At 71.6% G+C, this 22130-nt stretch carries 17 protein-coding genes; 6 read left to right on the top strand and 11 right to left on the bottom strand.

All coding sequences use genetic code 11. The annotated features are described in order from the left end of the window. Positions 1 to 5: 5 nt before the first annotated feature. The 8 genes from ftsW to rsmH form a co-directional block, all read right to left on the bottom strand. Complete coding sequence (gene ftsW / locus ACFZBP_RS28065) at positions 6 to 1370, bottom strand: putative lipid II flippase FtsW (protein WP_383444588.1); 1365 nt, start codon at positions 1368 to 1370, stop codon at positions 6 to 8. A 103-nt stretch (positions 1371 to 1473) separates the two neighbouring features. Beyond that, a complete protein-coding gene (gene murD, locus ACFZBP_RS28060; RefSeq protein WP_391417109.1) occupies positions 1474 to 2898 on the bottom strand; it encodes a UDP-N-acetylmuramoyl-L-alanine--D-glutamate ligase in 1425 nt (474 codons plus the stop codon). Next, the gene (gene mraY, locus ACFZBP_RS28055; protein ID WP_055621619.1) at positions 2880 to 3953 is read right to left on the bottom strand and encodes a phospho-N-acetylmuramoyl-pentapeptide-transferase; all 1074 of its coding nucleotides are present in this window, start codon (positions 3951 to 3953) and stop codon (positions 2880 to 2882) included. The genes murD and mraY overlap by 19 nt, the downstream gene beginning before the upstream one ends. Next, complete coding sequence (gene murF / locus ACFZBP_RS28050; RefSeq protein WP_391417106.1) at positions 3950 to 5356, bottom strand: UDP-N-acetylmuramoyl-tripeptide--D-alanyl-D-alanine ligase; 1407 nt, start codon at positions 5354 to 5356, stop codon at positions 3950 to 3952. Before murF ends, mraY begins: the two co-directional genes overlap by 4 nt. A gap of 4 nt (positions 5357 to 5360) precedes the next feature. Then, the gene (locus tag ACFZBP_RS28045; protein WP_391417103.1) at positions 5361 to 6890 is read right to left on the bottom strand and encodes a UDP-N-acetylmuramoyl-L-alanyl-D-glutamate--2,6-diaminopimelate ligase; all 1530 of its coding nucleotides are present in this window, start codon (positions 6888 to 6890) and stop codon (positions 5361 to 5363) included. A 186-nt stretch (positions 6891 to 7076) separates the two neighbouring features. Beyond that, a complete protein-coding gene (locus ACFZBP_RS28040) occupies positions 7077 to 9035 on the bottom strand; it encodes a peptidoglycan D,D-transpeptidase FtsI family protein (protein ID WP_383444576.1) in 1959 nt (652 codons plus the stop codon). Positions 9036 to 9040: 5 nt separating this feature from the next. Then, on the bottom strand, positions 9041 to 9640 hold the full coding sequence (locus ACFZBP_RS28035; RefSeq protein WP_391417100.1) for a septum formation initiator family protein: 600 nt from the start codon (positions 9638 to 9640) through the stop codon (positions 9041 to 9043). A gap of 78 nt (positions 9641 to 9718) precedes the next feature. After that, on the bottom strand, positions 9719 to 10675 hold the full coding sequence (rsmH, locus tag ACFZBP_RS28030) for a 16S rRNA (cytosine(1402)-N(4))-methyltransferase RsmH (RefSeq protein ID WP_391417097.1): 957 nt from the start codon (positions 10673 to 10675) through the stop codon (positions 9719 to 9721). A 375-nt stretch (positions 10676 to 11050) separates the two neighbouring features. On the opposite strand from rsmH, the gene ACFZBP_RS28025 reads away from it, so the two are divergent. From ACFZBP_RS28025 to ACFZBP_RS28010, 4 genes are all read left to right on the top strand, one after another. Continuing rightward, positions 11051 to 11659: a carbonic anhydrase gene (locus ACFZBP_RS28025; RefSeq protein ID WP_391417095.1), complete on the top strand. Its 609-nt coding sequence runs from the start codon at positions 11051 to 11053 to the stop codon at positions 11657 to 11659. Positions 11660 to 11891: 232 nt separating this feature from the next. Next, positions 11892 to 12935, top strand: coding sequence for a MoxR family ATPase (locus ACFZBP_RS28020; protein ID WP_217210087.1), 1044 nt, complete (start codon positions 11892 to 11894; stop codon positions 12933 to 12935). Beyond that, entirely contained in the window at positions 12932 to 14305 is a 1374-nt protein-coding gene (locus ACFZBP_RS28015; protein WP_383444563.1) for a DUF58 domain-containing protein, read from the top strand. Before ACFZBP_RS28020 ends, ACFZBP_RS28015 begins: the two co-directional genes overlap by 4 nt. Then, on the top strand, positions 14302 to 16686 hold the full coding sequence (locus tag ACFZBP_RS28010) for a transglutaminaseTgpA domain-containing protein (protein ID WP_391417091.1): 2385 nt from the start codon (positions 14302 to 14304) through the stop codon (positions 16684 to 16686). The genes ACFZBP_RS28015 and ACFZBP_RS28010 overlap by 4 nt, the downstream gene beginning before the upstream one ends. A 199-nt stretch (positions 16687 to 16885) precedes the next feature. Here the strand turns inward: ACFZBP_RS28010 and ACFZBP_RS28005 are convergent, their stop codons facing one another. From ACFZBP_RS28005 to ACFZBP_RS27995, 3 genes are all read right to left on the bottom strand, one after another. Continuing rightward, positions 16886 to 17278 (bottom strand): DUF3040 domain-containing protein, encoded by a 393-nt coding sequence (locus ACFZBP_RS28005; RefSeq protein WP_062718999.1) that lies wholly within the window; start codon positions 17276 to 17278, stop codon positions 16886 to 16888. 301 nt (positions 17279 to 17579) lie between these two features. Continuing rightward, positions 17580 to 18350 carry a class I SAM-dependent methyltransferase gene (locus ACFZBP_RS28000; RefSeq protein WP_383444556.1) on the bottom strand — a complete coding sequence of 257 codons (771 nt, stop codon included), beginning with the start codon at positions 18348 to 18350 and terminating at the stop codon, positions 17580 to 17582. Between the two features lie 198 nt (positions 18351 to 18548). After that, positions 18549 to 19121, bottom strand: a complete 573-nt coding sequence (locus tag ACFZBP_RS27995; protein WP_383444553.1) for an SAV_6107 family HEPN domain-containing protein — start codon at positions 19119 to 19121, stop codon at positions 18549 to 18551. 165 nt (positions 19122 to 19286) lie between these two features. Between ACFZBP_RS27995 and ACFZBP_RS27990 the strand changes: the two genes are divergently transcribed. Together ACFZBP_RS27990 and ACFZBP_RS27985 are read left to right on the top strand one after the other, a co-directional pair. After that, entirely contained in the window at positions 19287 to 20066 is a 780-nt protein-coding gene (locus ACFZBP_RS27990; RefSeq protein WP_391417086.1) for an ATP-binding cassette domain-containing protein, read from the top strand. Continuing rightward, positions 20038 to 22122, top strand: a complete 2085-nt coding sequence (locus ACFZBP_RS27985; RefSeq protein WP_391417083.1) for a YhgE/Pip family protein — start codon at positions 20038 to 20040, stop codon at positions 22120 to 22122. The genes ACFZBP_RS27990 and ACFZBP_RS27985 overlap by 29 nt, the downstream gene beginning before the upstream one ends. The last annotated feature ends 8 nt before the right edge of the window (positions 22123 to 22130 follow it).

Below are 22130 nucleotides of genomic sequence, written 5' to 3'. Positions count from 1 at the left end.
GAAATTCACCGCTCTCCGGACGAGCGCGCCGCCGAGGCACGCCGTCGCATCGTGTTCCATCTCCGAGGCGCCCGGCCGGAGCCGGCGCCTCCCGCACGCTTTCTACCAAAGCGGGGTTGCCGCACGGAAAGCGCTGCCCGCGCAGCGGGCTCGTCGCGCGCGAACGCGATCAGCAGCCCGATGGCGAACATGGTCGGCAGCAGGGCGGATCCTCCGTAGGAGAACAGCGGGAGGGGGACTCCGGCGATCGGCAGCAGGCCGAGCACCGCACCGATGTTGATCACGGCTTGCGCGGTGATCCAGGTGGTCACACCTCCCGCGGCATACCTGACGAAGCGGTCCTCCGTGCGTCCGGCCACGCGGATACCCGCATAGCCTAGAGCCGCGAACAGGGCGAGCACCGACAGCGTCCCCGCCAGGCCCAGTTCCTCACCGGTGACGGCGAAGATGAAGTCGGTGTGGGCTTCGGGTAGTTGGCCCCATTTCTCCACGCTCGCTCCGAGCCCGGAGCCGAAGATTCCGCCCGAGGCGAGCGCGTAGATGCCGTGCACGGCCTGCCAGCAGTCGACCGCGCCGCTGCGCGGTTCGGTGGCGCCCAGGCACTGCAGGCGGGCCATGCGGTTCTGGCTGGTCTTGATCAGGAGCAGGCCGATCAGACCCGCGATCGACAGGACCCCCACGAACAGCCGGGTCGGGGCCCCGGCCAGCCACAGCAGGCCGAACAGGATCGCCGACAGGATGATCGCCGTACCCATGTCGCCGCCGAGCATGATCAGTCCGAGCAGCATGAAGGCGACCGGCACGAGCGGCACCAGCATGTGCTTCCACTGGGTCAGCAGCTTCTTGTCCTCTTTGCGGGCGATCAGGTCCGCGCCCCACAGCACCAGCGCGAGCTTGCCGAACTCGCTGGGCTGGATCTGGAAGGAGCCGCCGAGGGCGATCCAGTTCTGGTTGCCGTTGACCGCGACTCCTATCCCGGGGACCTGCACCAGCGCCATCAGGAAGACGGCGCCCGCCAGGATCGGGTAGGCCAGCGCGCGGTGCAGCTTCACCGGCATCCGCGAGGCCGCGAACAGCAGACCGGCGCCGATCACCGCGGCCAGCAGCTGCTTGCGGAAGAAGTACGAGCCCGGCAGCGACATCTGCAGGGCGGTGATCTGGGAGGCCGAGTAGACCATCACCAGACCCAGCACGGTGATCAGCAGGCTGCCGCCGAGGATCAGGTAGTACGCGGTCAGCGGCCGGTCCCACGCCCGGTTCAGCCGGAGGTAGAGCCGCCGTACGGCGTTGTCGTGCGACGACGGCCGGGGGGCGACGGGGCGCCGAACGGCGCGCTGGACGGGGGGTCGTCCCGTACGGCTACCGGGCATCGGCGTCCACCGCCCCGCCGTGGGAGTACGTACCGTCCGGCCACATCCGAGTCACGCGTCCCTCCAAGGGTCCCGAAGCACCCGCAGTGGCCGAGACCCGGCGTCAGGCGCCCGCGCCGAGTTCGCGAACCGCCTCCGCGAACACGTCACCGCGCTGGTTGTAGTTGACGAACATGTCCATCGAGGCGCAGGCCGGGGCGAGCAGCACCGTGTCACCGGGCTGGGCGAGCCGCTTCGCTTCCTGGACCGCCGCGAGCATCGCCCCAGTGTCGGTCCGGTCGAGGTCGACGACGGGTACTTCCGGCGCGTGTCGCGCGAGGGCTTCACGGATCAGGCCGCGATCGGCGCCGATCAGCACGGCCGCGCGCAGCCGTCCGGCCGACTTGGCGACCAGTTCCTCGAAGACGGCGCCCTTGGCGAGCCCGCCGGCGATCCACACGATGGACTCGTACGCCGCCAACGACGCCTCCGCCGCGTGGGTGTTGGTGGCCTTGGAGTCGTCGACGTACGCGACGCCGTCCAGGTCCGCCACATGCGCGATGCGGTGGGCGTCCGGGGTGAAGGCCCGCAAGCCGTCCCGTACGGCCTTGGCGGGTACCCCGTAGGCCCGGGCGAGGGCCGCCGCCGCAAGGGCGTTGGCGATGTTGTGCGGGGCCGGCGGGTTGACGTCGGCGACCTCGGCGAGCTCCTGGGCGTTCTGCTGCCGGTTCTCGACGAAGGCGCGGTCGACCAGGATGCCCTCGACGACGCCGAGTTGGGACGGGCCCGGGGTGCCGAGGGTGAAGCCGATGGCCCGGCAGCCCTCCTCGACGTCGGCGGCCCGCACCAGGTCCTCCGTGGCCTTGTCGGCGACGTTGTAGACGCAGGCGACGCGATTGCCCTCGTAGATACGGCCCTTGTCGGCGGCGTACGCCTCCATGGAGCCGTGCCAGTCGAGGTGGTCCGGGGCGAGGTTCAGCACGGCCGCGGAGTGCGCCCGCAGCGAGGGCGCCCAGTGCAGCTGGTAGCTGGACAACTCCACCGCGAGGACGTCGTACTGCTCGTCGCCGAGCACCGCGTCGAGGAGGGAGACGCCGATGTTGCCGACGGCGGCCGTACGCAGGCCCGCCGCCTTGAGGATGGAGGCGAGCATCTGGACGGTCGTGGTCTTGCCGTTGGTGCCGGTGACGGCGAGCCAGGGCGCGGCGTCCGGGCCGCGCAGCCGCCAGGCGAGCTCCACGTCGCCCCAGACCGGGACGCCCGCCTCCCGGGCCGCCGTGAACAGCGGCTTGTCGGGCTTCCAGCCGGGTGCGGTGACGATGAGTTCGGTGCCTTCGGGCAGGGTCGCCCCGTCGCCGAGGCGGACGGTGATGCCCAGCGCCTCCAGTTCGGCGGCCTGGGTACGCGCGCGTGCGTCGTCGCCGTCGTTGACGACCGTGACGTGCGCCCCGCGCGCGTGCAGCACCTTGGCCGCCGGGATCCCGGAGACGCCGAGTCCCGCGACGGTGACGTTCTTCCCCTGCCAGTCGGTCACTTGTCCGCTGCCCATCCCGCGTAGAAGAGGCCGAGTCCGACAATCACACAGATGCCCTGGATGATCCAGAAGCGGACCACCACAAGGACTTCGGACCAGCCCTTGAGTTCGAAGTGGTGCTGGAGTGGCGCCATCCGGAAGACACGCTTGCCGGTCAGGCGGAAGGAGCCGACCTGGATGACCACCGACATGGTGATCAGCACGAACAGACCGCCGAGGATGGCGAGCAGCAGTTCGGTGCGCGAGCAGATGGCGAGACCGGCGAGCGCGCCGCCGAGGGCCAGCGAACCGGTGTCACCCATGAAGATCTTGGCCGGTGACGTGTTCCACCACAGGAAGCCGAGGCAGGCGCCCATCAGCGCCGAGGAGACGACGGCGAGGTCGAGTGGATCGCGAACCTCGTAACAGGCGCCCGGGTTGGTGAGGGTCTGCGCGTTGGCGCAGGACTCCTGGAACTGCCAGACACCGATGAAGGTGTAGGCGCCGAAGACGAGCACGGAGGCGCCGGTGGCGAGGCCGTCCAGACCGTCCGTCAGGTTCACGCCGTTCGACATGGCGAGGATCATGAACAGCGCCCAGACGACGAACAGCACCGGGCCGATGGACCAGCCGAAGTCCTGCACGAAGGAGAGCTTGGTGGAGGCCGGGGTGTTGCCGCGGTTGTCCGCGAACTGGAGCGAGAGCACCGCGAAGGCGATACCGCCGAGCAGCTGTCCTGCCATCTTCGCCTTGGCCCGCAGACCCAGCGAGCGGCGCTTGACGATCTTGATGTAGTCGTCCAGGAAGCCGACCAGACCCATGCCGGCCATCAGACCGATCACCAGGATGCCGGAGAACGTCGGCGGCTTGCCGGTGATCAGCTTGGACAGGAAGTACGCGGCGATCGTCGCCAGGATGAAGGCGATACCACCCATCGTCGGCGTACCGCGCTTGCTGTGGTGCTCGCGCGGGCCGTCGTCCCGGATGTACTGGCCGTAGCCCTTGCGGGCCAGCAGCTTGATCAGCAGCGGGGTGCCGACCAGCGTCAGGAAGAGGCCAATGACTCCTGAGAACAGGATCTGATTCATCATCGGGCGGCGACCTCACCCTCGGTGCCGCCCGCGAGCAGCGCCTCGGCGACGCTCTCCAGACCGACCGAACGGGACGCCTTCACGAGCACGACGTCCCCCGGGCGCAACTCGCTGCGCAACAGGTCGACCGCCGCCTGTGCGTCGGACACGTGCACCGACTCCTCACCCCACGAACCCTCGTTATATGCGCCCAGTTGCAGCCAGGACGCTTCCCTGCCCCCGACCGCGACGAGCTTGCTGACGTTGAGCCGGACGGCGAGCCGTCCGACCGCGTCGTGCTCGGCGAGCGCCTCGTCCCCGAGCTCGGCCATCTTGCCGAGCACCGCCCACGTACGGCGCCCCTTGCCCATCGCCACGAGCGCACGCAGAGCGGCTCGCATGGACTCGGGGTTCGCGTTGTAGGCGTCGTTGACGACCGTCACGCCGTCCGGGCGCTCAGTGACCTCCATCCGCCAGCGGGAGAGGGAGCCCGCCTCGGAGAGCGCGGTGGCGATCTCTTCCGCGGACATGCCCAGCTCATGGGCGACGGCGGCCGCGGCGAGCGCGTTCGACACGTGGTGCTCACCGTACAGGCGCATGGTCACATCGCTGCACCCGGAGGGTGTGTGAAGCATGAAGGAAGGCTGTCCGCTGTCCGTGAGTCGCACGTTCTCGGCGCGTACGTCCGCTTCGTCGGACTCTCCGAAAAGGATCACCTTCGCCTTCGTACGGGACGCCATGGCCCGTACGAGGGGATCGTCGGCGTTCAGGATCGCCGCGCCGTCCTCCGGAAGGCTCTCCACCAGTTCGCCCTTGGCCTGCGCGATCTGCTCGCGGCCGCCGAACTCGCCGATGTGGGCGGTGCCGACGTTGAGCACCAGGCCCACCTTCGGCGGCGTCAGACCGGCGAGGTAGCGGATGTGGCCGATGCCGCGGGCCCCCATCTCCAGCACGAGGAACTTCGTCTCCTCGGTGGCGCTGAGGGCGGTGAGCGGCAGCCCGATCTCGTTGTTGAGCGAGCCCGGCGTGAACACGGTCGGCGCCTTGTTCCGGAGCACCTGGGCGATCAGGTCCTTGGTGCTGGTCTTGCCCGCCGAGCCGGTCAGGGCCACGAGGGTCGCGCCGAGCCGGCGTACGACGTGCCGGGCGAGGGCGCCGAGGGCCGTCTGGACGTCGGCCACGACGATCGCGGGAACGCCGACGGGACGCGACGCCAGTACGGCGACGGCGCCCGCTTCGACGACCTTCCCGGCGAAGTCGTGGCCGTCCACGCGCTCGCCGACGAAGGCGGCGAAGAGGGTGCCGGGCTCCACCTCGCGGGAGTCCCGGACGACCGGACCGGTGACCTGGACGGACGGATCCGGTATGTCGTGCGTCTGCCCGCCGACGACTTCTGCGATCTCGGCGAGAGAGAGGGCGATCACAAGTTCATCCCTGGGTCTTCTGGATAGCTTCGCGCAGGACCTGGCGGTCGTCGAAGGGACGGACCACTCCGGCGATGTCCTGGCCCTGCTCATGGCCCTTGCCGGCGACCAGCACGGTGTCACCGGGCCGGGCGCGGGCGACGGCCGCGGCGATGGCGGCGGCCCGGTCCTCGAAGACCTGGACCTCGCCACGCTCGTGTGCCGGTACGGACGCCGCGCCCTGGAGCATGGTCGCGAGGATCGCGAGGGGGTCCTCGGAGCGGGGGTTGTCGGAGGTCAGTACGGCGGTGTCGGCGAGCCGGGCCGCCGCCGCGCCCATCGGCTCGCGCTTGGTCACGTCCCGGTCGCCGCCGCAGCCGAGGACGACGTGCAGGCTGCCCTCGGTGACCTTGCGGAGCGCCTTGAGCACCGATTCGACGGCGTCGGTCTTGTGGGCGTAGTCCACGACCGCGAGATACGGCTGCCCGGCGTCCACCCGTTCAAGGCGGCCCGGCACGCCCGGCACGGCGGCGATGCCGTCGGCGGCGGCCTGTACGTCGAGGCCGGCGGCGGCCAGGGCGGTGATGGCGGCGAGGGTGTTCGCCACGTTGAAGGGGCCGGCGATCGGCGACCTGGCGGCGATCCGCTCGCCCTTGGGTCCGATCACGGTGAACGTCGAGTCCATCGGGCCGATGGTCACGTCCTCGGCGCGCCAGTCCGCGTCGGGGTGGCCCTCGGCGGAGTAGGTGACGACCGGGACGCCGGCCTCCTTGACCAGCCTGCGGCCGTACTCGTCGTCGAGGTTGACGACGCCGAGTTTGCTGCGTTTCGGGGTGAACAGCTGTGCCTTGGCCCGGAAGTAGTCCTCCATGTCGGAGTGGAACTCCATGTGTTCCGGGCTGAGGTTGGTGAACACGGCGATGTCGAAGACGCAGGCGTCGACCCGGCCGAGGACCAGCGCGTGGCTGGAGACCTCCATGGCGACGGCCTCCACTCCGCGTTCGCGCATGACGGCGAACAGGGCCTGGAGGTCGGTGGCTTCGGGCGTGGTGCGCTCGGACTTGATGCGCTCGTCGCCGATGCGCATCTCGACCGTGCCGATCAGCCCGGTCGAGCGGGCCGTCTTGAGAGCACCCTCGACGAGATACGCGGTGGTGGTCTTGCCGGAGGTGCCGGTGATGCCGATCTGGAGGAGATCGCGTCCGGGGTGGCCGTAGATCGTGGCCGCCAGTTCACCCATCTGCCCGCGCGGGTCCTCGACGACCAGGACCGGCAGGCCGGTCGCTGCGGCGCGGTCGGCGCCGGTCGGGTCGGTCAGCACGGCGACCGCGCCGAGGCCCGCGGCCTGCGTGACGAAGTCGGCGCCGTGCAGGCGGGCGCCCGGGAGAGCGGCGTACAGATCGCCGGGGCGGACGGCGCGCGAGTCATGGGTGATGCCCGTGACAGCTACGGCGGCGTCCGCGCGGTCCGGCGCGGCGGCACCCAGCTGATCGGCGAGTTCCGCGAGGGGTGTGGCGGAGACCTGCACCGGCCTGGGCGGCCCGGGATACGTCACGGGATGCCCCTTCTGGGTGGTTTGGGACTGATCAGCGTGTGGCACGGCGGTGAGCGTACCGGGCGCACCCGCCCGGGAGCGAAGTGAGGGGCGGGGGGCGTCCTGGTTCCCGGAGTCGGGAGTGATCGTTGTCACGAGGTGGTTCCTGGCTGCTCGGTGCTGATCAGGGCGGTCAGTGGTCGGTGGTCAGTTGAAGGCGACCGGGAGCTTGGCGGCCTTGGCCCCGGTCGGCGGGACCTGGAGGGTCTTCAGGGCGAACTCCATCACCTTCTTGTAGATGGGTCCGCAGATCTGGCCGCCGAAGTAGTTGCCCTGGGTGGCGTTCTGGATGGCGCAGTAGACCGTGACACGGGGCTTGTCCGCGGGTGCGAAGCCGGCGAACGACGACGTGTAGCCGCGGTACTTGCCGGTGGCCGGATCCACTCGGTTCGCCGTACCCGTCTTGCCCGCGACGCGGTAGCCGGGGATACGCGCCTTGGTGCCGGTGCCCTCCCTGTCGTCCACGACCGACTCCAGCATCTGGGCGAGGGACTTCGCCGTCTTGGCGCTGATGACCCGGGTCTTCTTCGGCTTCGGGGCCTCGGTGAACTTTCCGTCGGGTCCCTCGGTGCCACGGACGAGCGTGGGTGCGACGCGGACGCCGCCGTTGGCGATCGTCGAGTAGATCGAGGCCGCCTGCATCGCGTTGAGGGACAGACCCTGGCCGAAAGGAATCGTGTACTGCTGCGACGTCGACCACTTGTCCGGTGTCGCGAGGATGCCCGGGGTCTCGCCGGGGAAGCCGAGGCCGGTGTAGCTGCCGAGGCCGAACTTGCGCAGGTATCGGTAGAGGACCTTGTTGGCCTCCCGCTGGGTCTTGCCGAGCTGGCCGGTGGCCAGGATGGTGCCGATGTTGCTGGACTTGGCGAGCACGCCGTTGAGCGTGAGGAACCAGGTGTCGTGGTCGATGTCGTCCTTGAACAGCCGGTCGCCGCGGTGCAGCCGGTTGGGCACGATGACATGCGTGCCGGGCGTGGCCACGCCCTCCTCCAGTACGGCCGCCATCGACATGACCTTGGCGGTGGAGCCGGGCTCGAAGGCGTCCTGGACGGCCGCGTTGCCCATGTTGGCGCTGCTGGCCGCGGAGAGGTCGTTCGGGTCGAAGCCGGGTGAGTTGGCCATGGCGAGGATCTCGCCGGTGCGGGTGTCCTGGACGATCACATAGCCGCGGTCCGCCCTGGACTCCTGGACCTGCTCGGTGATGGCGTTCTGCGCGGCCCACTGGATGTCGCGGTCGATGGTGAGCTCGACGTCGCTGCCGGGCACGGCGGGCGTCTCGGTGGAGCCCACGGTGGGCACCTGGCGCCCGCCCGACTGGGCGTAGCGGATCTCGCCGTCCTTGCCGGACAGCTGCTTGTTCAGCTGCTGCTCGATACCGCCGCCGCCCTTGCCGTCGGCGTTGACCCAGCCCAGTATCCCGGCGGCGAGGTCGCCGTTCGGGTACACGCGCTTGCTGCTGGCGACCGACAGGACGCCCGCGAGGACGTTGACGGTGCTCTTGTCGCTCTCGGCCTTGGTGGCGAGCGCGCTCTTGAGGTCCTTGATCTGCTTCCAGACCTGCGGGGTCTGGCGGCTGGCCAGCAGGGTGTAGCGCAGGTTCCTGTTCGCCGGCCGGAGCTTCCTGACGATCTTCTCCGGCTCCTGGCCGAGGATCGGCGCGAGAAGGGCGGCCGCCTGCTCGGGGCCGTCGTCGATCTTCAGCTGCTCCCGGGAGAACAGGGTGGGGTCGGCGGTGATGTCGTACGCGTCCACGCTGGCCGCGAGCGCCACGCCGTTGCGGTCGGTGATGCCGCCGCGCTCGGCGGCGAGGGTGTAGCCCACGTACCGGTTCTTCTCGGCCTTGGCGGCGTACGTGCTCGCGTCGACGCCCTGCACCTGGAGCAGTCGTACGACGAAGACGGCCAGGACGAGGGTCAGGGCCAGGCCGACCATGCGCAGCCGGGGGCGGGGGCTGCCGAGCCGGATCCTGCCGGTGGGCATGGGGCGGGGCCGGCTGGGCCGGCGGGCCGGGCGGGCGCCGGGGCCCGGGCGTCGCTGGGCGCCGGCGGAGCGGGCGGGCTTCGCGGGGCCGGGCACGCGGCGGCGGGGCGGTTCCCTGTCGGACACTTCCGTCACCTGCCGGGGGTCGGGTCAGCGGAGGACTGCTGGACGGAGGGCGCGTACTGGGGCACCTCGTAGGTGGCCGCGGGCTGCGGCTCGGTGGGGGTGGCCACGGAGGTCGGCGTGGTGGGCGTCGCCTCCGGGGCCGGCGCGGTGGTTGTCGCCTCGGTCGCCGGGGGCGGTCCTGGCTCGGTGAACAGGGCCTCGGGGGCGAGGGCGAGCGGGTTGTACGCGGCGCCCTGGCCCCCGGGTGCGGGGCTCGGGGCGCCCCTGACCGAGCCGTCGGGGTTGAGGAAGGCGGGGTCGCCGCCGGGGACCATGCCGAGTTCGAGGGCGCGGCGCTGGAGGGCGTCGGGGGCGGAGTAGGCGTCGATGTCCCGCTGGAGGGATTGCTCCTCGTCCGTGAGGGACTTCGTCTCCTTCTGGAGGTCGTCGAGCCTGAACGCGCCTTCACTGAGGGCGGAGTTCAGCACGAGAAGCCCGATGAGGCCACCGCCGAGGAGGAGGACGACGAGGAGGACGAAGGGGGCACGGGCGGCCTGCCGGGCCCCGGAGGGGAAGAGCCGCGCGAGCCGGGCGGCCCGCCCCCTCAGTTCGGGTTTCCTACTCACTTGCCCTCCCCCGGGTCCGGTTTTCCAACTCGTGGGTTTGAGTACTGGACCCGGACACCCGCCCCTGCCTCCCGGCCGTCATTCGATGGACTCCCTGATGCGTTCGGCGCCCCGCAGACGCGCCGGGGCGGCGCGGCGGTTCTCGGCGACCTCTTCCTCGGTGGGAAGTTCGGCACCGCGCGTCAGCAGCTTGAGCCGCGGCTGGTACTGCTCGGGGACGACCGGCAGCCCGGGCGGCGCGGTGTTGGCGGCGCCGGCCGCGAACACCTGCTTGACCAGCCGGTCCTCCAGCGAGTGGTACGACAGCACCGCGATCCGGCCGCCCACGGCGAGGGCCTCCACCGCGGCCGGGATCGCCCGCTCCAGGACCGAGAGCTCGCCGTTGACCTCGATGCGCAGCGCCTGGAAGGTGCGCTTGGCCGGGTTCCCGCCGGTGCGCTTGGCGGCCTGCGGCAGCGCGTCCCGGATGAGCTCCACGAGCCGCGCGCTGTTGCTGAACGGCTCTTTGTCGCGCTCCCGCACGATCGCGGACACGATCCGCTTGGCCTGCTTCTCCTCGCCGTACGCCCGCAGGATCCGGACGAGTTCACCGGCCGGGTAGGTGTTGAGGACCTCGGCGGCGCTGACGCCGGTCGTCTGGTCCATGCGCATGTCGAGGGGGGCGTCCTGGGCGTAGGCGAAGCCGCGGTCGGCCTCGTCGAGCTGCATGGAGGAGACGCCGAGGTCGAACAGGACGCCCTGCACGCGCGCGATGCCGAGCCTTTCCAGGACGTCCGGGAGCTCGTCGTAGACGGCGTGCACCAGGGTCGCGCGGTCGCCGTACGGGGCGAGGCGCTCGCCGGACAGACGCAGGGCCTCCTTGTCGCGGTCCAGGGCGACGAGCCGGGCCTCGGGGAACTGCCGGAGCAGGGCCTCGCTGTGGCCGCCGAGCCCGAGAGTGCAGTCGACGACCACCGCTCCGGGCCGCTGGAGGGCGGGGGCCAACAGGTCCAGGCACCGCTGGAGCATCACCGGGACATGTCGACTCTGGCTCAAGGGGCCCTCTCAGATCCGGCGGGCCCGCACACACCGCCGGGTCCCCGCCCGCCCCGGCAGACTGGGGAACCCCAGTGACGGGGAGGCCTGCCGGCGCCGGAAGCGTCAGCCGACCGGGAGCGGGAGGAGGCCGAGCCGTGCGTACGCGCCGCGCACGCGGGGAGATCTCCGGAAAATCGCCGGGGTCTCCGGGGAATTCAGTCCAGCAGGGAGTCTCGCCTCCCGCTTCGCGTCACTTTAGTCCACGCTGTCTCGCGGTCAATCAACCGGCCTGCGCGTCGCCGCTTCGGGTTCCGCCCCAGCCGCCCCATGCGTGAAATCGCTCGTATGGGGGCACTCACGCCACCTCTGTGGGTTAGCTCACAACAAGGCTCAATGGCGTTCTTTGTCCCCTCTCACAGCAGGACCATTTCAGACGTGACCAGTAACGTCATGGGTATGACGACTTCTGCATCGGTTCCCACTGGTCCCGAGAGTGCGATAGTCCGCGGCACGGTCACCGACCGCCTGGTCGAGGCCAACGAGCGCTACGCCTCCGCGTTCACCGACCCGGGCATGGACGCCCGCCCCGTGCTCCAGGTCGCCGTCGTCGCCTGCATGGACGCCCGGCTCGACCTGCACGCCGCGCTCGGCCTGGAACTCGGCGACTGTCACACCATCCGCAACGCGGGCGGGGTCGTCACCGACGACGTGATTCGCTCGCTCACTATCAGCCAGCGCAAGCTCGGCACCCGCAGCATCGTGCTGATCCACCACACCGGCTGCGGCCTGGAGTCCCTCACCGAGGACTTCCGCACCGAGCTGGAGCTGGAGGTCGGCCAGCGGCCCGCCTGGGCGGTGGAGTCCTTCCGGGACGTCGACCAGGACGTACGGCAGTCGATGCAGCGCGTGCGCACCTCGCCGTTCCTGGAGCACACCGACGACGTCCGCGGCTTCGTCTTCGACGTGACGACGGGCCTGCTGCGCGAGATCGACCCCGCGTAACCCCCCGCCTCACCTGTCGTTTCGCTGTCAATTCCAGCTTCGGGGGGCACAAAAGGCCCTAAGCCCTGACATAACGCGGACAGTTGTCCACAGTCGAGTGACACGAATCGGTAACGGCAGCAAGAATGCGAGTGTGGCAGCACGCGGAACATTCCCCGCGTGGTGTCCGTGTTCAAGGGGTGGGCCGGTCCGCATCGCGTCGGCCCGGAAAGAACGGGCCGAGGAGGGCCGGGTGACGACCTATGACGATCGAGCGAGCCTCACTGATCTGACCGCCACTGTGGAGCGTGTCCGCAGTTCGGTGGAGGGTGTGATCGAGGGCAAGCCCGAGGTCGTACGGCTTTCGCTGACCGTACTGCTCGCCGAGGGACATCTTCTGATCGAGGATGTCCCCGGCGTGGGCAAGACGATGCTGGCCAAGACGCTGGCGCGGTCCATCGACTGTTCCGTCCGGCGTATCCAGTTCACGCCGGACCTGCTGCCGTCCGACATCACCGGCGTGTCCATCTGGGACCAGCAGCGCAAGGACTTCGAGTTCAAGCCCGGCGCGATCTTCGCCCAGATCGTGATCGGCGACGAGATCAACCGCGCCTCGCCGAAGACGCAGTCCGCGCTGCTGGAGTCCATGGAGGAGCGCCAGGTCACGATCGACGGCCAGACCTACGAGCTGCCGAGCCCCTTCATGGTGGTGGCCACGCAGAACCCGGTCGAGATGGAGGGCACCTACCCGCTGCCCGAGGCCCAGCGCGACCGCTTCATGGCCCGTGTCTCCGTCGGCTACCCCAGCGTGGAGGCCGAACTGCAGATGCTGGACGTGCACGGCGGCGTCTCGCCGCTGGAGGACCTCCAGCCGGTGGCGCACGCGCACGACATCGTGAAGCTGATCGACGCCGTCCGCGGCGTCCACGTGGCCGAGCCGGTGCGGCGGTACGCGGTGGAGCTGGTCGCCGCCACGCGCACCCACCCGGACCTCAGACTCGGCGCCTCCCCGCGCGCGACGCTGCATCTGCTGCGCGCGGCGAAGGCGTCCGCGGCCCTGAGCGGCCGGGAGTACGCGCTGCCGGACGACGTGCAGGCCCTCGCCGTGGCCGTCCTGGCCCACCGCCTGCTGCCGACCGCCCAGGCCCAGCTGAACCGCCGGACCTCCGAGCAGGTCGTCCAGGAGATCCTCCAGCGCACCCCGGTGCCGGCCGCGCCCCAGCAGCAGAGCGGCTTCGGCGGCCTGGGCCGCGGTACTCCGGTGTACGGCCAGCAGCCGCCACGGAGGCTCGGATGACCTCCGGTGGGACCGGGGAGGCGGAGGCGGACCGCGGCGAGAAGAGCGGGATCCGCACCGCACTGGCCGGTCTGACCACGCGTGGCCGTTCCTTCCTGGCCGCCGGCATCGCGGCCGCGGTCTGCGCCTACGTCCTCGGCCAGAGCGACCTGCTGCGCGTCGGCCTGCTGCTGGCGGTGCTCCCGCTGGTGTGCGCCACGGTGCTGTACCGCACCCGCTACCGGGTCGCGGGCAGCCGAAGGCTCTCCCCCGCGCGCGTGCCCGCCGGCAGCGAGGCCCGCGTGCACCTGCGGATGGACAACGTCTCCCGGCTGCCCACGGGCCTGCTGATGCTCCAGGACCGGGTGCCGTACGTCCTCGGGCCGCGGCCGCGCTTCGTCCTGGACCGGGTGGAGGCGGGCGGCCGCCGCGAGGTGTCCTACCGGGTCCGCTCCGACCTGCGCGGCCGCTATCCGCTGGGCCCGTTGCAGCTGCGCCTGAGCGACCCGTTCGGCATGTGCGAGCTGACCCGCTCCTTCTCCACGCACGACACCCTGACGGTCATCCCGCGCGTGGAGCCGCTCGCGCCGGTGCGCTTCAGCGGCGAGGCGAAGGGGTACGGCGACGGGCGGCAGCGCTCGCTGGCGCTGGCCGGCGAGGACGACGTGATCCCGCGCGGGTACCGCTACGGCGACGACCTGCGCCGCGTGCACTGGCGCTCCACCGCGCGCTACGGCGAGCTGATGGTGCGCCGCGAGGAGCAGCCGCAGCGCGCCCGCTGCACGGTGCTGCTGGACACCCGGGGCCCGGCCTTCCAGGGCGCGGGCCCGGACTCCGCCTTCGAGTGGGCCGTGTCGGGCACGGCGTCCGTGCTGGTCCACATGCTCGAACGGGGCTTCTCCGTCCGTCTGTTGACGGACACCGGCAGCTCGGTGCCCGGCGAGGGCGCCGACGGGTTCGCGGGCGCGAGTCAGGAGTCGGCGGACGCGGCCGGGCTGATGATGGACACCCTCGCGGTGATCGACCACTCGGACGGCACGGGTCTGTCGCGGGCGTACGACGTGCTGCGCGGCGGCAACGAGGGGCTGCTGGTCGCGTTCTTCGGCGATCTCGACGAGGAGCAGGCGGCGGTGGCCGCCAAGATGCGCCAGCGCAGCGGCGGCGCGGTGGCCTTCGTGCTGGACAGCGCGGCGTGGGTGCGGGAACCGACCGATGTGTCCGGCGCGTTGGACCGGAGCGGGGAGCGGCTGCGGATGCTGCGGGAGGCGGGCTGGACGGCCCTGAGCGTGCCGCGGGGCGCCTCGCTGGACGGACTGTGGCGTCAGGCGGACCGAGCGCGTACGGACGCGGTCACGGCCGGTGGCGCGCGGGGCGAGGGGGGACGGTCATGAGCGGGCGGACGCGGATGGCGCTGTGCGCCGCGGCGGCCACACTGATGGCGTCCTGCGCCCTCCTGCCGCTGGTCTCCCCGGTCACCTGGCTGATCCAGGCGGTCTTCCTGCTGGCGATCCAGACGGGCGTGGGCATGGCGGCCCGGCGCGTACCGCTGGCCCGCCCCCTGACGGTGGCGGTGCAGGCCCTCGTCGCCCTGATGCTGCTGACCCTGGTCTTCGCCGACGAGCAGGCGATCATCGGGGTGATCCCCGGCCCGGAGGCCTTCCGTCACTTCGGCGACCTGTTGCAGGCGGGCACGGACGACGTCAGCCGGTACTCGATCCCGGCGCCCCTTTCGGACGGCATCCGGCTCATGCTCATCGGCGGGGTCCTGGTCATCGGCCTGGCGGTGGACACCCTCGCGGTGACGTTCCGCAGCGCGGCGCCGGCCGGGCTGCCGCTGCTGGCGCTGTACTCGGTGGCGGCGGGGCTGGCCGACGGCGCCGGGGACTGGCTGTGGTTCCTGGTGGCGGCCGCCGGCTACCTCATGCTGCTCCTGGCCGAGGGCCGCGACCGGCTCTCGCAGTGGGGCCGGGTCTTCGGCGGGGCCCCGCGCGGAGCGGGCGGTGAGCCGGCCGGCGCGGTGGCCCCGGTCCGCACGGGACGGCGCATCGGCGCGGTCGCGCTGGGCCTCGCCCTGGTGGTGCCGGCCGGGCTGCCCGCGATGAACGGCGGTCTGCTGGACGCCGCGGGTGCCGGGGTGGGCTCCGGCAGCGGGAGCGGCGGCACGATCTCCGCGGTGAACCCGCTGGTGTCGCTGCGGGACAGTCTGAACGTGGAGGAGGACCGCGAGGTCCTGACCCTGAGGACCGACACGGCCGACCTGTCGGACCTGTATCTGCGGATCGTGTCCCTGGACGACTTCGACGGCACCACCTGGCAGCCGGCCAAGCGCAACATCCAGGCCGTGCCCGACGAGTTCCCGACGCCCTTCGGCCTCGGCCCGGACGTCCGGCGCACCCAGATCGAGACGACGATCTCGGCCGCGGACTGGTACGCCCAGAACTGGCTGCCGATGCCGTACCCCCCGAGCGGCGTGGACATCACGGGCAACTGGCGGTACGAACCGCTGGGCATGACGGTCGTCGGCGACCGCCGGCAGACCACGCGCGGGGCGACGTACACCGTGCGCAGCCTCGACGTACAGCCGACGGCGGAGCAGCTGGCGAACGCGCCGGAGCCGCCCACGGCCCTGAAGCGCGAGTTCACGAAGCTCCCCGACTCGCTGCCCGCGGTGGTCGCCCGGACCGCGCGCGAGGTCACCGAGGGGTCGACCAGCCACTACGAGCAGGCCGTCAAGCTGCAGGAGTACTTCGCGATCACGGGCGGCTTCCAGTACGACACCAACGTCAAGGTCGGCAGTGGGCGGCAGGCGATAGCGCGCTTCCTGAAGGACAAGCAGGGCTTCTGCGTTCACTTCTCCTTCGCGATGGCGGCGATGGCCCGCTCGCTGGGCATACCGGCCCGGGTCGCGGTGGGCTTCGCACCTGGCACCCCGCAGAGCGCCAGCTCGGTCTCGGTGGGGCTGAGGGACGCCCACGCGTGGCCGGAGCTGTACTTCGAGGGCGTGGGCTGGACCCGCTTCGAGCCGACGCCGACCCGTGGCTCGGTACCGGCGTACACCCAGTCGGACACGCCCGGCTCCACACTGCCGGACGTGGCACGGCCCACCCAGTCGGCCAGCACGGGCCCCTCCGCCTCGCCCTCCGCGAGCGAGAGCTGCGCGGGACGGAACCCGCAGCTGTGCGCGAGCGAGTCCCCGGCTGCCGCCCCGGTCACGGATGACGACGGGCCCAAGTGGTACCTCGTCCTGGCGTGGGCGCTCGGTGGAGCAGCGGCGCTGCTGGTGCCGTTGGCGCCGATGCTGTGGCGGCAGCGGACCAGAGCGAGACGGCTGGGAGCGCATGGCCGCACCCAGGCCGACGTGTCGCTGCACGCGTTGGCGGTCTGGCAGGAACTGACGGACACGGCCTGGGACTTCGGGATTCCCCCGGACGACTCCCAGACACCCCGCAAGACGGCCGCCCGTATCGTGCGGCTGGGCCACCTCGACCCGGCGGCCGCGGCCTCGGTGCACCGGGTGGCGGACGCGGTGGAACAGGTTCTGTACGCGCCCAGTCCACGTCCGGTGGCCGGCCTCGCGGAGGATGTCCGCGGCGTCGTGTCCGAGCTCGGCTCCAGGGCCGACCGGACGACCAGGCTGCGTGCTGTGCTGGCCCCCCGTTCCAGCGTGCGGGTGGTGTGGGCGCTGTCGGACTGGTGGATCACCGTCAAGCGGCGGGCCGCCGCGGCCCGACCGACGCTGCGCAGGCCGTCCACTCCGGGTCAGCGGGGGTGACAGCGGGCCGAGGGGGCGTGGACGGGGCTCGGCCCCTCCCGCCCCCGTAGCCCTCCCCCGTAGCCCTGCACTGCACTGCTCAGGCACGATCCTGCGTCAGCCCACGAACAGGGCAGCAGGCATACGTCCAGGCATACGTCAGGGGGTGACCACCCACCGGTGGTCACCCCCTGCGTCTGTATGGGAGCTGCTCGTCGAGCTAATGGCCGCCCTGTTCATCGCGGCGGCGCTGCCAGCGCTCTTCGATGCGGTCCATCATGGAGCGCTTCTGGCGTGGCTGGCGGCGGGCCTGCTGACCGCCGGCGGGCTGCTCGCCCGGCTTGGGGGCCTTGCGCCAGCCGGTCACGGCGAGTACCGCACAGCCCAGCATGACGAGGAAGCCCACCACGCTGAGCCAGACCTGCTTGGCGACCATTCCAGCCATGAGGAGCGCGATACCTACGAGGAAGCCCGCGACCGCCTGGTAGACCCGTCGCCGGGTGTACGTACGCAGCCCGCTTCCCTCAAGCGCTGTCGCGAACTTGGGATCTTCGGCGTACAGCGCTCGCTCCATCTGCTCGAGCATGCGCTGCTCGTGCTCCGAGAGCGGCACGGAGTCCTCCTCATCGTGCAGTCGCCGGGGCGACCCGGGGGGTCCCTTCAGGATAGGCAGGGAATCGCCCCCGTGAAACCCGCCCCTCTACGCCAATTGGCCAACCGGGCTCCGCCATGGACGTCCCGGCTCGCTGAGATCTGCATTCCCCAGCGGCCGACCCGTCATGCCGGAACGGTCTCCCTCGATCATACGGCGCTGAGCGTCCGATCGGGGGGCCTGTGGCGTACTCCATGTGCAGCCAAGCCCCTGATCAACGGCGCGCTCCCGAGGTCGGCCCATGGAAGGCACGGCGGGCGGCTCAGGCCCCGGTGGTCTCCCCCGTCTCGCCGAGCACGTGCAGCTGGGTGGCGACCGAGTGGAAGGCGGGCAGCTCTGCGGCGGCCTCTTCCAGCTTCAGCAGCGCCTCCAGAGCGCCGGGCTCGGTGTCGACGAGGACCCCGGGGACGAGGTCGGCGAAGACGCGGACGCCGTGCACGGCGCCGACGGCGAGGCCGGCGCCCTCTACCAGCGCGGTGAGCTGCTCGGCGGTGAAACGGCGCGGCACCGGGTCGCCCTGGCCCCAGCGGCCGTCCGGGTCCTGAAGGGCCTGCTTGGCCTCCTTGAAGTGACCGGCGAGGGCCCGCGCCAGCACCGCTCCCCCGAGTCCGGCGGCGAGCAGGCTGAGGACGCCCTCTGCGCGCAGTGCGGCCACCGCGTTGCGTACGCCCTCGGCGGGGTCGTCGACGTATTCCAGGACGCCGTGGCAGAGCACGACGTCGTACCCGGCGCGCTCGACCACGTCGAAGAGGCCGTGGGCGTCGCCCTGGACGCCCTTCACCCGGTCGGCGACCTCGGCCTCGGCGGCGCGCCGCTCCAGGGCGAACAGCGCGTTCGGGCTGGGGTCGACCACGGTGACGCGGTGACCGAGGCGGGCGAGGGGCACCGCGAAGTTGCCGCTGCCGCCCCCGGTGTCGAGGACGTCGAGCGCCTGGCGACCCGTGGCCTTCACACGGCGGTCCAGGGCGTCCTGGAGGACCTCCCAGACCACGGCGGTACGGAGGGCGGCGCGGGGCCGCATAGGGTCCGACACGGCAGTTGACTCCTCGGCGCGGCACCGCCACTTGCACGGCGGAGCGAACGGGCTGCCTCCCCGGCCCGGGTCACGGAGGTGGGAAGGCTTCAGGCGCCCTCCACCCTATTGCCTGCGGTGGCCCGACCGGCCATCGCGGTGCCGCGCGACGCCGCCCGCACCCTCCGACGGACGGGCCTCGATCCGCCCGCTTCGCCGTCAGCCGGCGTCCGGCATGTCGTCGCGCGCGTGACGCGAGTCGCCGCCCTCCTCCCCGTCCGCGTCGGTTCGCGGCTGTGGCAGGACCGGCTGGAGCACCAGCATCCGCTCGACGAGGCGCAGGAACATCGCAGCGTCGCGTATCAGGTCGTCGGCGTCCCGGCGGCTGGCCGCGCCCTGGATACCCGCCTCGGCCCGGGCGCGGCGCCGGGCCCCGGAGGCGAACAGCGCGCTCCACTCGGCGAGTTCGGGCGCGATCTCGGGGAGCACTTCCCACGCGCTCCGGATCCGGGCCCGGCGCCTGGGCGTGGGTTCGGGGCGCCCGCGTGCGGCGAGTACGGCGGCGGCTGTGCGCAGGGCGGAGAGGTGGGCCGTGGCATAGCGCTCGTTCGGTGTCTCCAGGACGGCGGCCTCGTCCAGTCCGGCACGGGCCTGGGCGAGCAGGTCGAGGGCGGCGGGCGGGGCCGTGGCCCGGCGGAGCACGGGGTGCACGTCGCTCGCCGGGCCGGTCAGTGAGGGGGCAGGGCCGGTGGCGCCGCGCCGACGGGCGGCTGCTGCGTGATAGCTGGCCATGACGAACCTCCTGTCGTCTGTGTGACGGCATGCCCGCTACGGGATGCCGTATGTGCCCATCGTGGGGTATGGCACTGACAATCCGTTCTGACCTGGGCCTTTGCATCGATCGAGCGTTCGGGCTAGTTTTTGCACTGACCAGTCAGTTTAAATAAGGGGGCAGGGATGGGGGAAACCGTGGCCGCGACCGGTGTCACGGCCCGCGGCCTCGGGCTCGAAGGGCCCCGCGGATGGGCGTTCCGCGGGGTCTCCTTCGAGGCGGAGGCAGGTTCGCTGATCACGATCGAGGGGCCGTCCGGTACGGGCCGTACATGTCTGCTGCTCGCGCTCACGGGGCGGATGAAGCCGACGGAGGGCTCCGCCGCCGTCGGCGACGCCGGGCTGCCCAGGCGCATGGCGGCGGTGCGGCGGGTCAGCGCCCTGGCCCACGTTCCGGGTGTGACCGACCTGGACCCGGCCCTGACCGTCGCCGAGCACCTGCGCGAACGGGCGCTGCTTCAGCGGCGGTTCGGCGACTCGGTGCGCGGGCTGCTGCGCCGGCGGGGCGAGCGCGGGGGCGAGGAGCGGCGGCGGATCGACGCGGCGCTGACCGCGGCGGGCCTGGACCTGGAGTCCCTGCCCAAGGGCTCCCGTACGGCCGTACGGGATCTGGAGCGGCTGGAGGCGCTGCGGCTGTCGATCGCGCTGGCCCTGATCGCCGACCCGCGCGTGCTGGGCGTCGACGACACCGACCTCAAGCTCTCGGAGGCCGAACGGGCCGAGGCCTGGGCGCTGTTGAAGTCGATCGCCGAGGCCGGGACGACGGTCCTGGCGGTGTGCAGCGAGGCCCCCGACGGCACCGTCAGGGTGTCCACCGCCCCTGAGGCCGCCGCCCCGAAGACCGGTGACCCGCAATCCGACGGAAAGGAGGCCGCCGATGCGCTCGCCGAGGCTGGCCGCGCTTGAGCTGAGGCGCTTCGGCCGGGGGAAGCTGCCGCGCGCCGCCCTGGTCGCGCTGCTGGTGCTGCCCCTGCTGTACGGCGCCCTGTACCTGTGGTCGTTCTGGGACCCGTACGGCCGTCTCGACCGCATCCCCGTGGCCCTCGTGAACGACGACAAGGGGGCGAAGGTCGGCGACAAGGAGCTCGCCGCCGGCGACGACATCGCCAAGGGGCTGCACGAGAGCGACGTCTTCGACTGGCGGGAGGTGAGTGCCGCCGAGGCCGAGAAGGGCGTCGAGGACGGCACCTACTACCTGTCGCTGACCATGCCGGCCGACTTCAGCGAGCGGATCGCGTCCAGCGCGGGCGACTCGCCGGAGACCGGCGCCCTTCAGGTGCGTACGAACGACGCGAACAACTACATCGTCGGGCAGATCTCGCGGACGGTCTTCAGCGAGGTGCGCGAGGCCGCGTCCACGAAGGCGTCGCGGTCCTTCCTGGACCGGATCTTCGTCTCGTTCTCCGACATCCACGGCGCGACGGTCAAGGCCGCGTCCGGCGCCGACCGGCTCGAAGGCGGCATCGGGAAGGCGGAGAAGGGCTCCAAGGACCTCGCCGACGGGCTGAAGGAGGCCAAGAAGGGCAGCGGCAAGCTGTCCACGGGCCTGAAGAAGCTCAACAAGGGCGCGGGCGACCTGGAGACCGGCTCCCGGCAGGTCGCGGAGGGCACCCGGACGCTCGCCGACCGGGTCAACGGGGTCGACAAGAAGATCGGCCCGTTCTTCCAGGACAACGAGAAGACCATCGGGGACACCGCCAAGCTGGTCGCCGACACCTCCGGGGCGATCCGCAACAACCTCGACGACCTGGTGGAGCACGCCCCGGGCGCCGCCAAGGGCGCCCACGCGGCCTCCGACGTGCTGGACGGCGTCTACGAGGCGCGTTGCGAGAACGCGGTCCTGCCCGACCCGGCCTGCGCCGACCTCAAGAAGGCCAAGAGCTCGGCCGCCGACGTGGCGACGATCGCCGACGACCTCAACACGCTGATCGCCGACCACGACGGCGACCTGAAGAAGCTCGACCGGAACCTCGCCACCCTCCAGAAGCAGTCGCAGGCGCTCGCCGACCGCGCGCCGCGCCTCTCCGAGGACCTCGACGACGCCGTCACCCGGATCAACAAGCTGAACCAGGGCGCCGCCAAGGTCGCCGCGGGTGCCGAGAAGCTGCATTCCGGCCTCGGCGGCGCCAAGTCCGGCGCGGCCGACCTGGACACCGGCGTGGGCGAGCTCAAGACCGGCGCGGTGGACCTGAACGGCGGCATGTACAAGCTCGTCGACGGCTCCGGGAAGCTCTCGGACGGGCTGCACGACGGCGCCGAGCAGATCCCCGACTACGACGAGAAAGCCCGCGACCAGCGCACCGAGGTCATGTCCGACCCGGTCCAGCTCGTCTCCCGGGACATGCACAAGGCGGCCAACTACGGCACCGGGTTCGCCCCGTACTTCATCCCGCTGTCCCTGTGGGTGGGCGCGATGGTGGCGTACATGCTCATCTCGCCGATGAACCGGCGCGCGCTCGCCGCGGGAGCCTCCGCCTGGCGGATCGCACTGGCCGGCTGGCTGCCCGTGGTGGCGATCGGGGTGCTCCAGACCGTGGCGCTGATGTCGGTGCTGCACTGGGCGATCGGCCTTCAGATGGCGCGGGCGGCCGGCACGGTGGGCTTCCTGTTCCTGGTGACGGCGTGCTTCTCGGCGATCGTGCAGTGGCTGAACGCGCGCTTCGGCGCGGCGGGCCGGATCCTCGTCCTGGCCCTGCTGATGCTCCAGTTGACGTCAGCGGGCGGCACGTACCCCGTACAGACCAGCCCGGGCTTCTTCAACGCGCTGCACCCCTTCCTGCCGATGAGCTACGTCGTGGAGGCGCTCCGAAGGCTCATCACGGGCGGCGGTCTCGGACCGGTGTGGCACGCGTGCGTGGTGCTCGTCGCCTTCACCGCGGGCGCCGTCGCGCTGACCGCGCTGTCGGCCCGGCGCCGGCAGGTCTGGACGCTCGACCGGCTGCACCCGGAGCTGACCCTGTGAGCGCGCGC

Origin of the sequence: Streptomyces sp. NPDC008086 (assembly GCF_042957325.1) — a bacterium.
GTDB lineage: Bacteria > Actinomycetota > Actinomycetes > Streptomycetales > Streptomycetaceae > Streptomyces.
The sequence above is the reverse complement of the archived record's forward strand: the minus strand, read 5'-3'. Positions and strand labels throughout refer to the sequence as shown.

What these genes read in the sequence shown, in the direction of transcription:
- ftsW (WP_383444588.1), bottom strand. Translation starts at nt 1,370, where the DNA reads ATGCCCGGTAGCCGTACGGGACGACCCCCCGTCCAGCGCGCCGTTCGG.
- murD (WP_391417109.1), bottom strand. Translation starts at nt 2,898, where the DNA reads ATGGGCAGCGGACAAGTGACCGACTGGCAGGGGAAGAACGTCACCGTC.
- mraY (WP_055621619.1), bottom strand. Translation starts at nt 3,953, where the DNA reads ATGATGAATCAGATCCTGTTCTCAGGAGTCATTGGCCTCTTCCTGACG.
- ACFZBP_RS28025 (WP_391417095.1), top strand. Translation starts at nt 11,051, where the DNA reads ATGGCGTTCTTTGTCCCCTCTCACAGCAGGACCATTTCAGACGTGACC.
- ACFZBP_RS28015 (WP_383444563.1), top strand. Translation starts at nt 12,932, where the DNA reads ATGACCTCCGGTGGGACCGGGGAGGCGGAGGCGGACCGCGGCGAGAAG.
- ACFZBP_RS28010 (WP_391417091.1), top strand. Translation starts at nt 14,302, where the DNA reads ATGAGCGGGCGGACGCGGATGGCGCTGTGCGCCGCGGCGGCCACACTG.
- ACFZBP_RS27995 (WP_383444553.1), bottom strand. Translation starts at nt 19,121, where the DNA reads ATGGCCAGCTATCACGCAGCAGCCGCCCGTCGGCGCGGCGCCACCGGC.
- ACFZBP_RS27990 (WP_391417086.1), top strand. Translation starts at nt 19,287, where the DNA reads ATGGGGGAAACCGTGGCCGCGACCGGTGTCACGGCCCGCGGCCTCGGG.
- ACFZBP_RS27985 (WP_391417083.1), top strand. Translation starts at nt 20,038, where the DNA reads ATGCGCTCGCCGAGGCTGGCCGCGCTTGAGCTGAGGCGCTTCGGCCGG.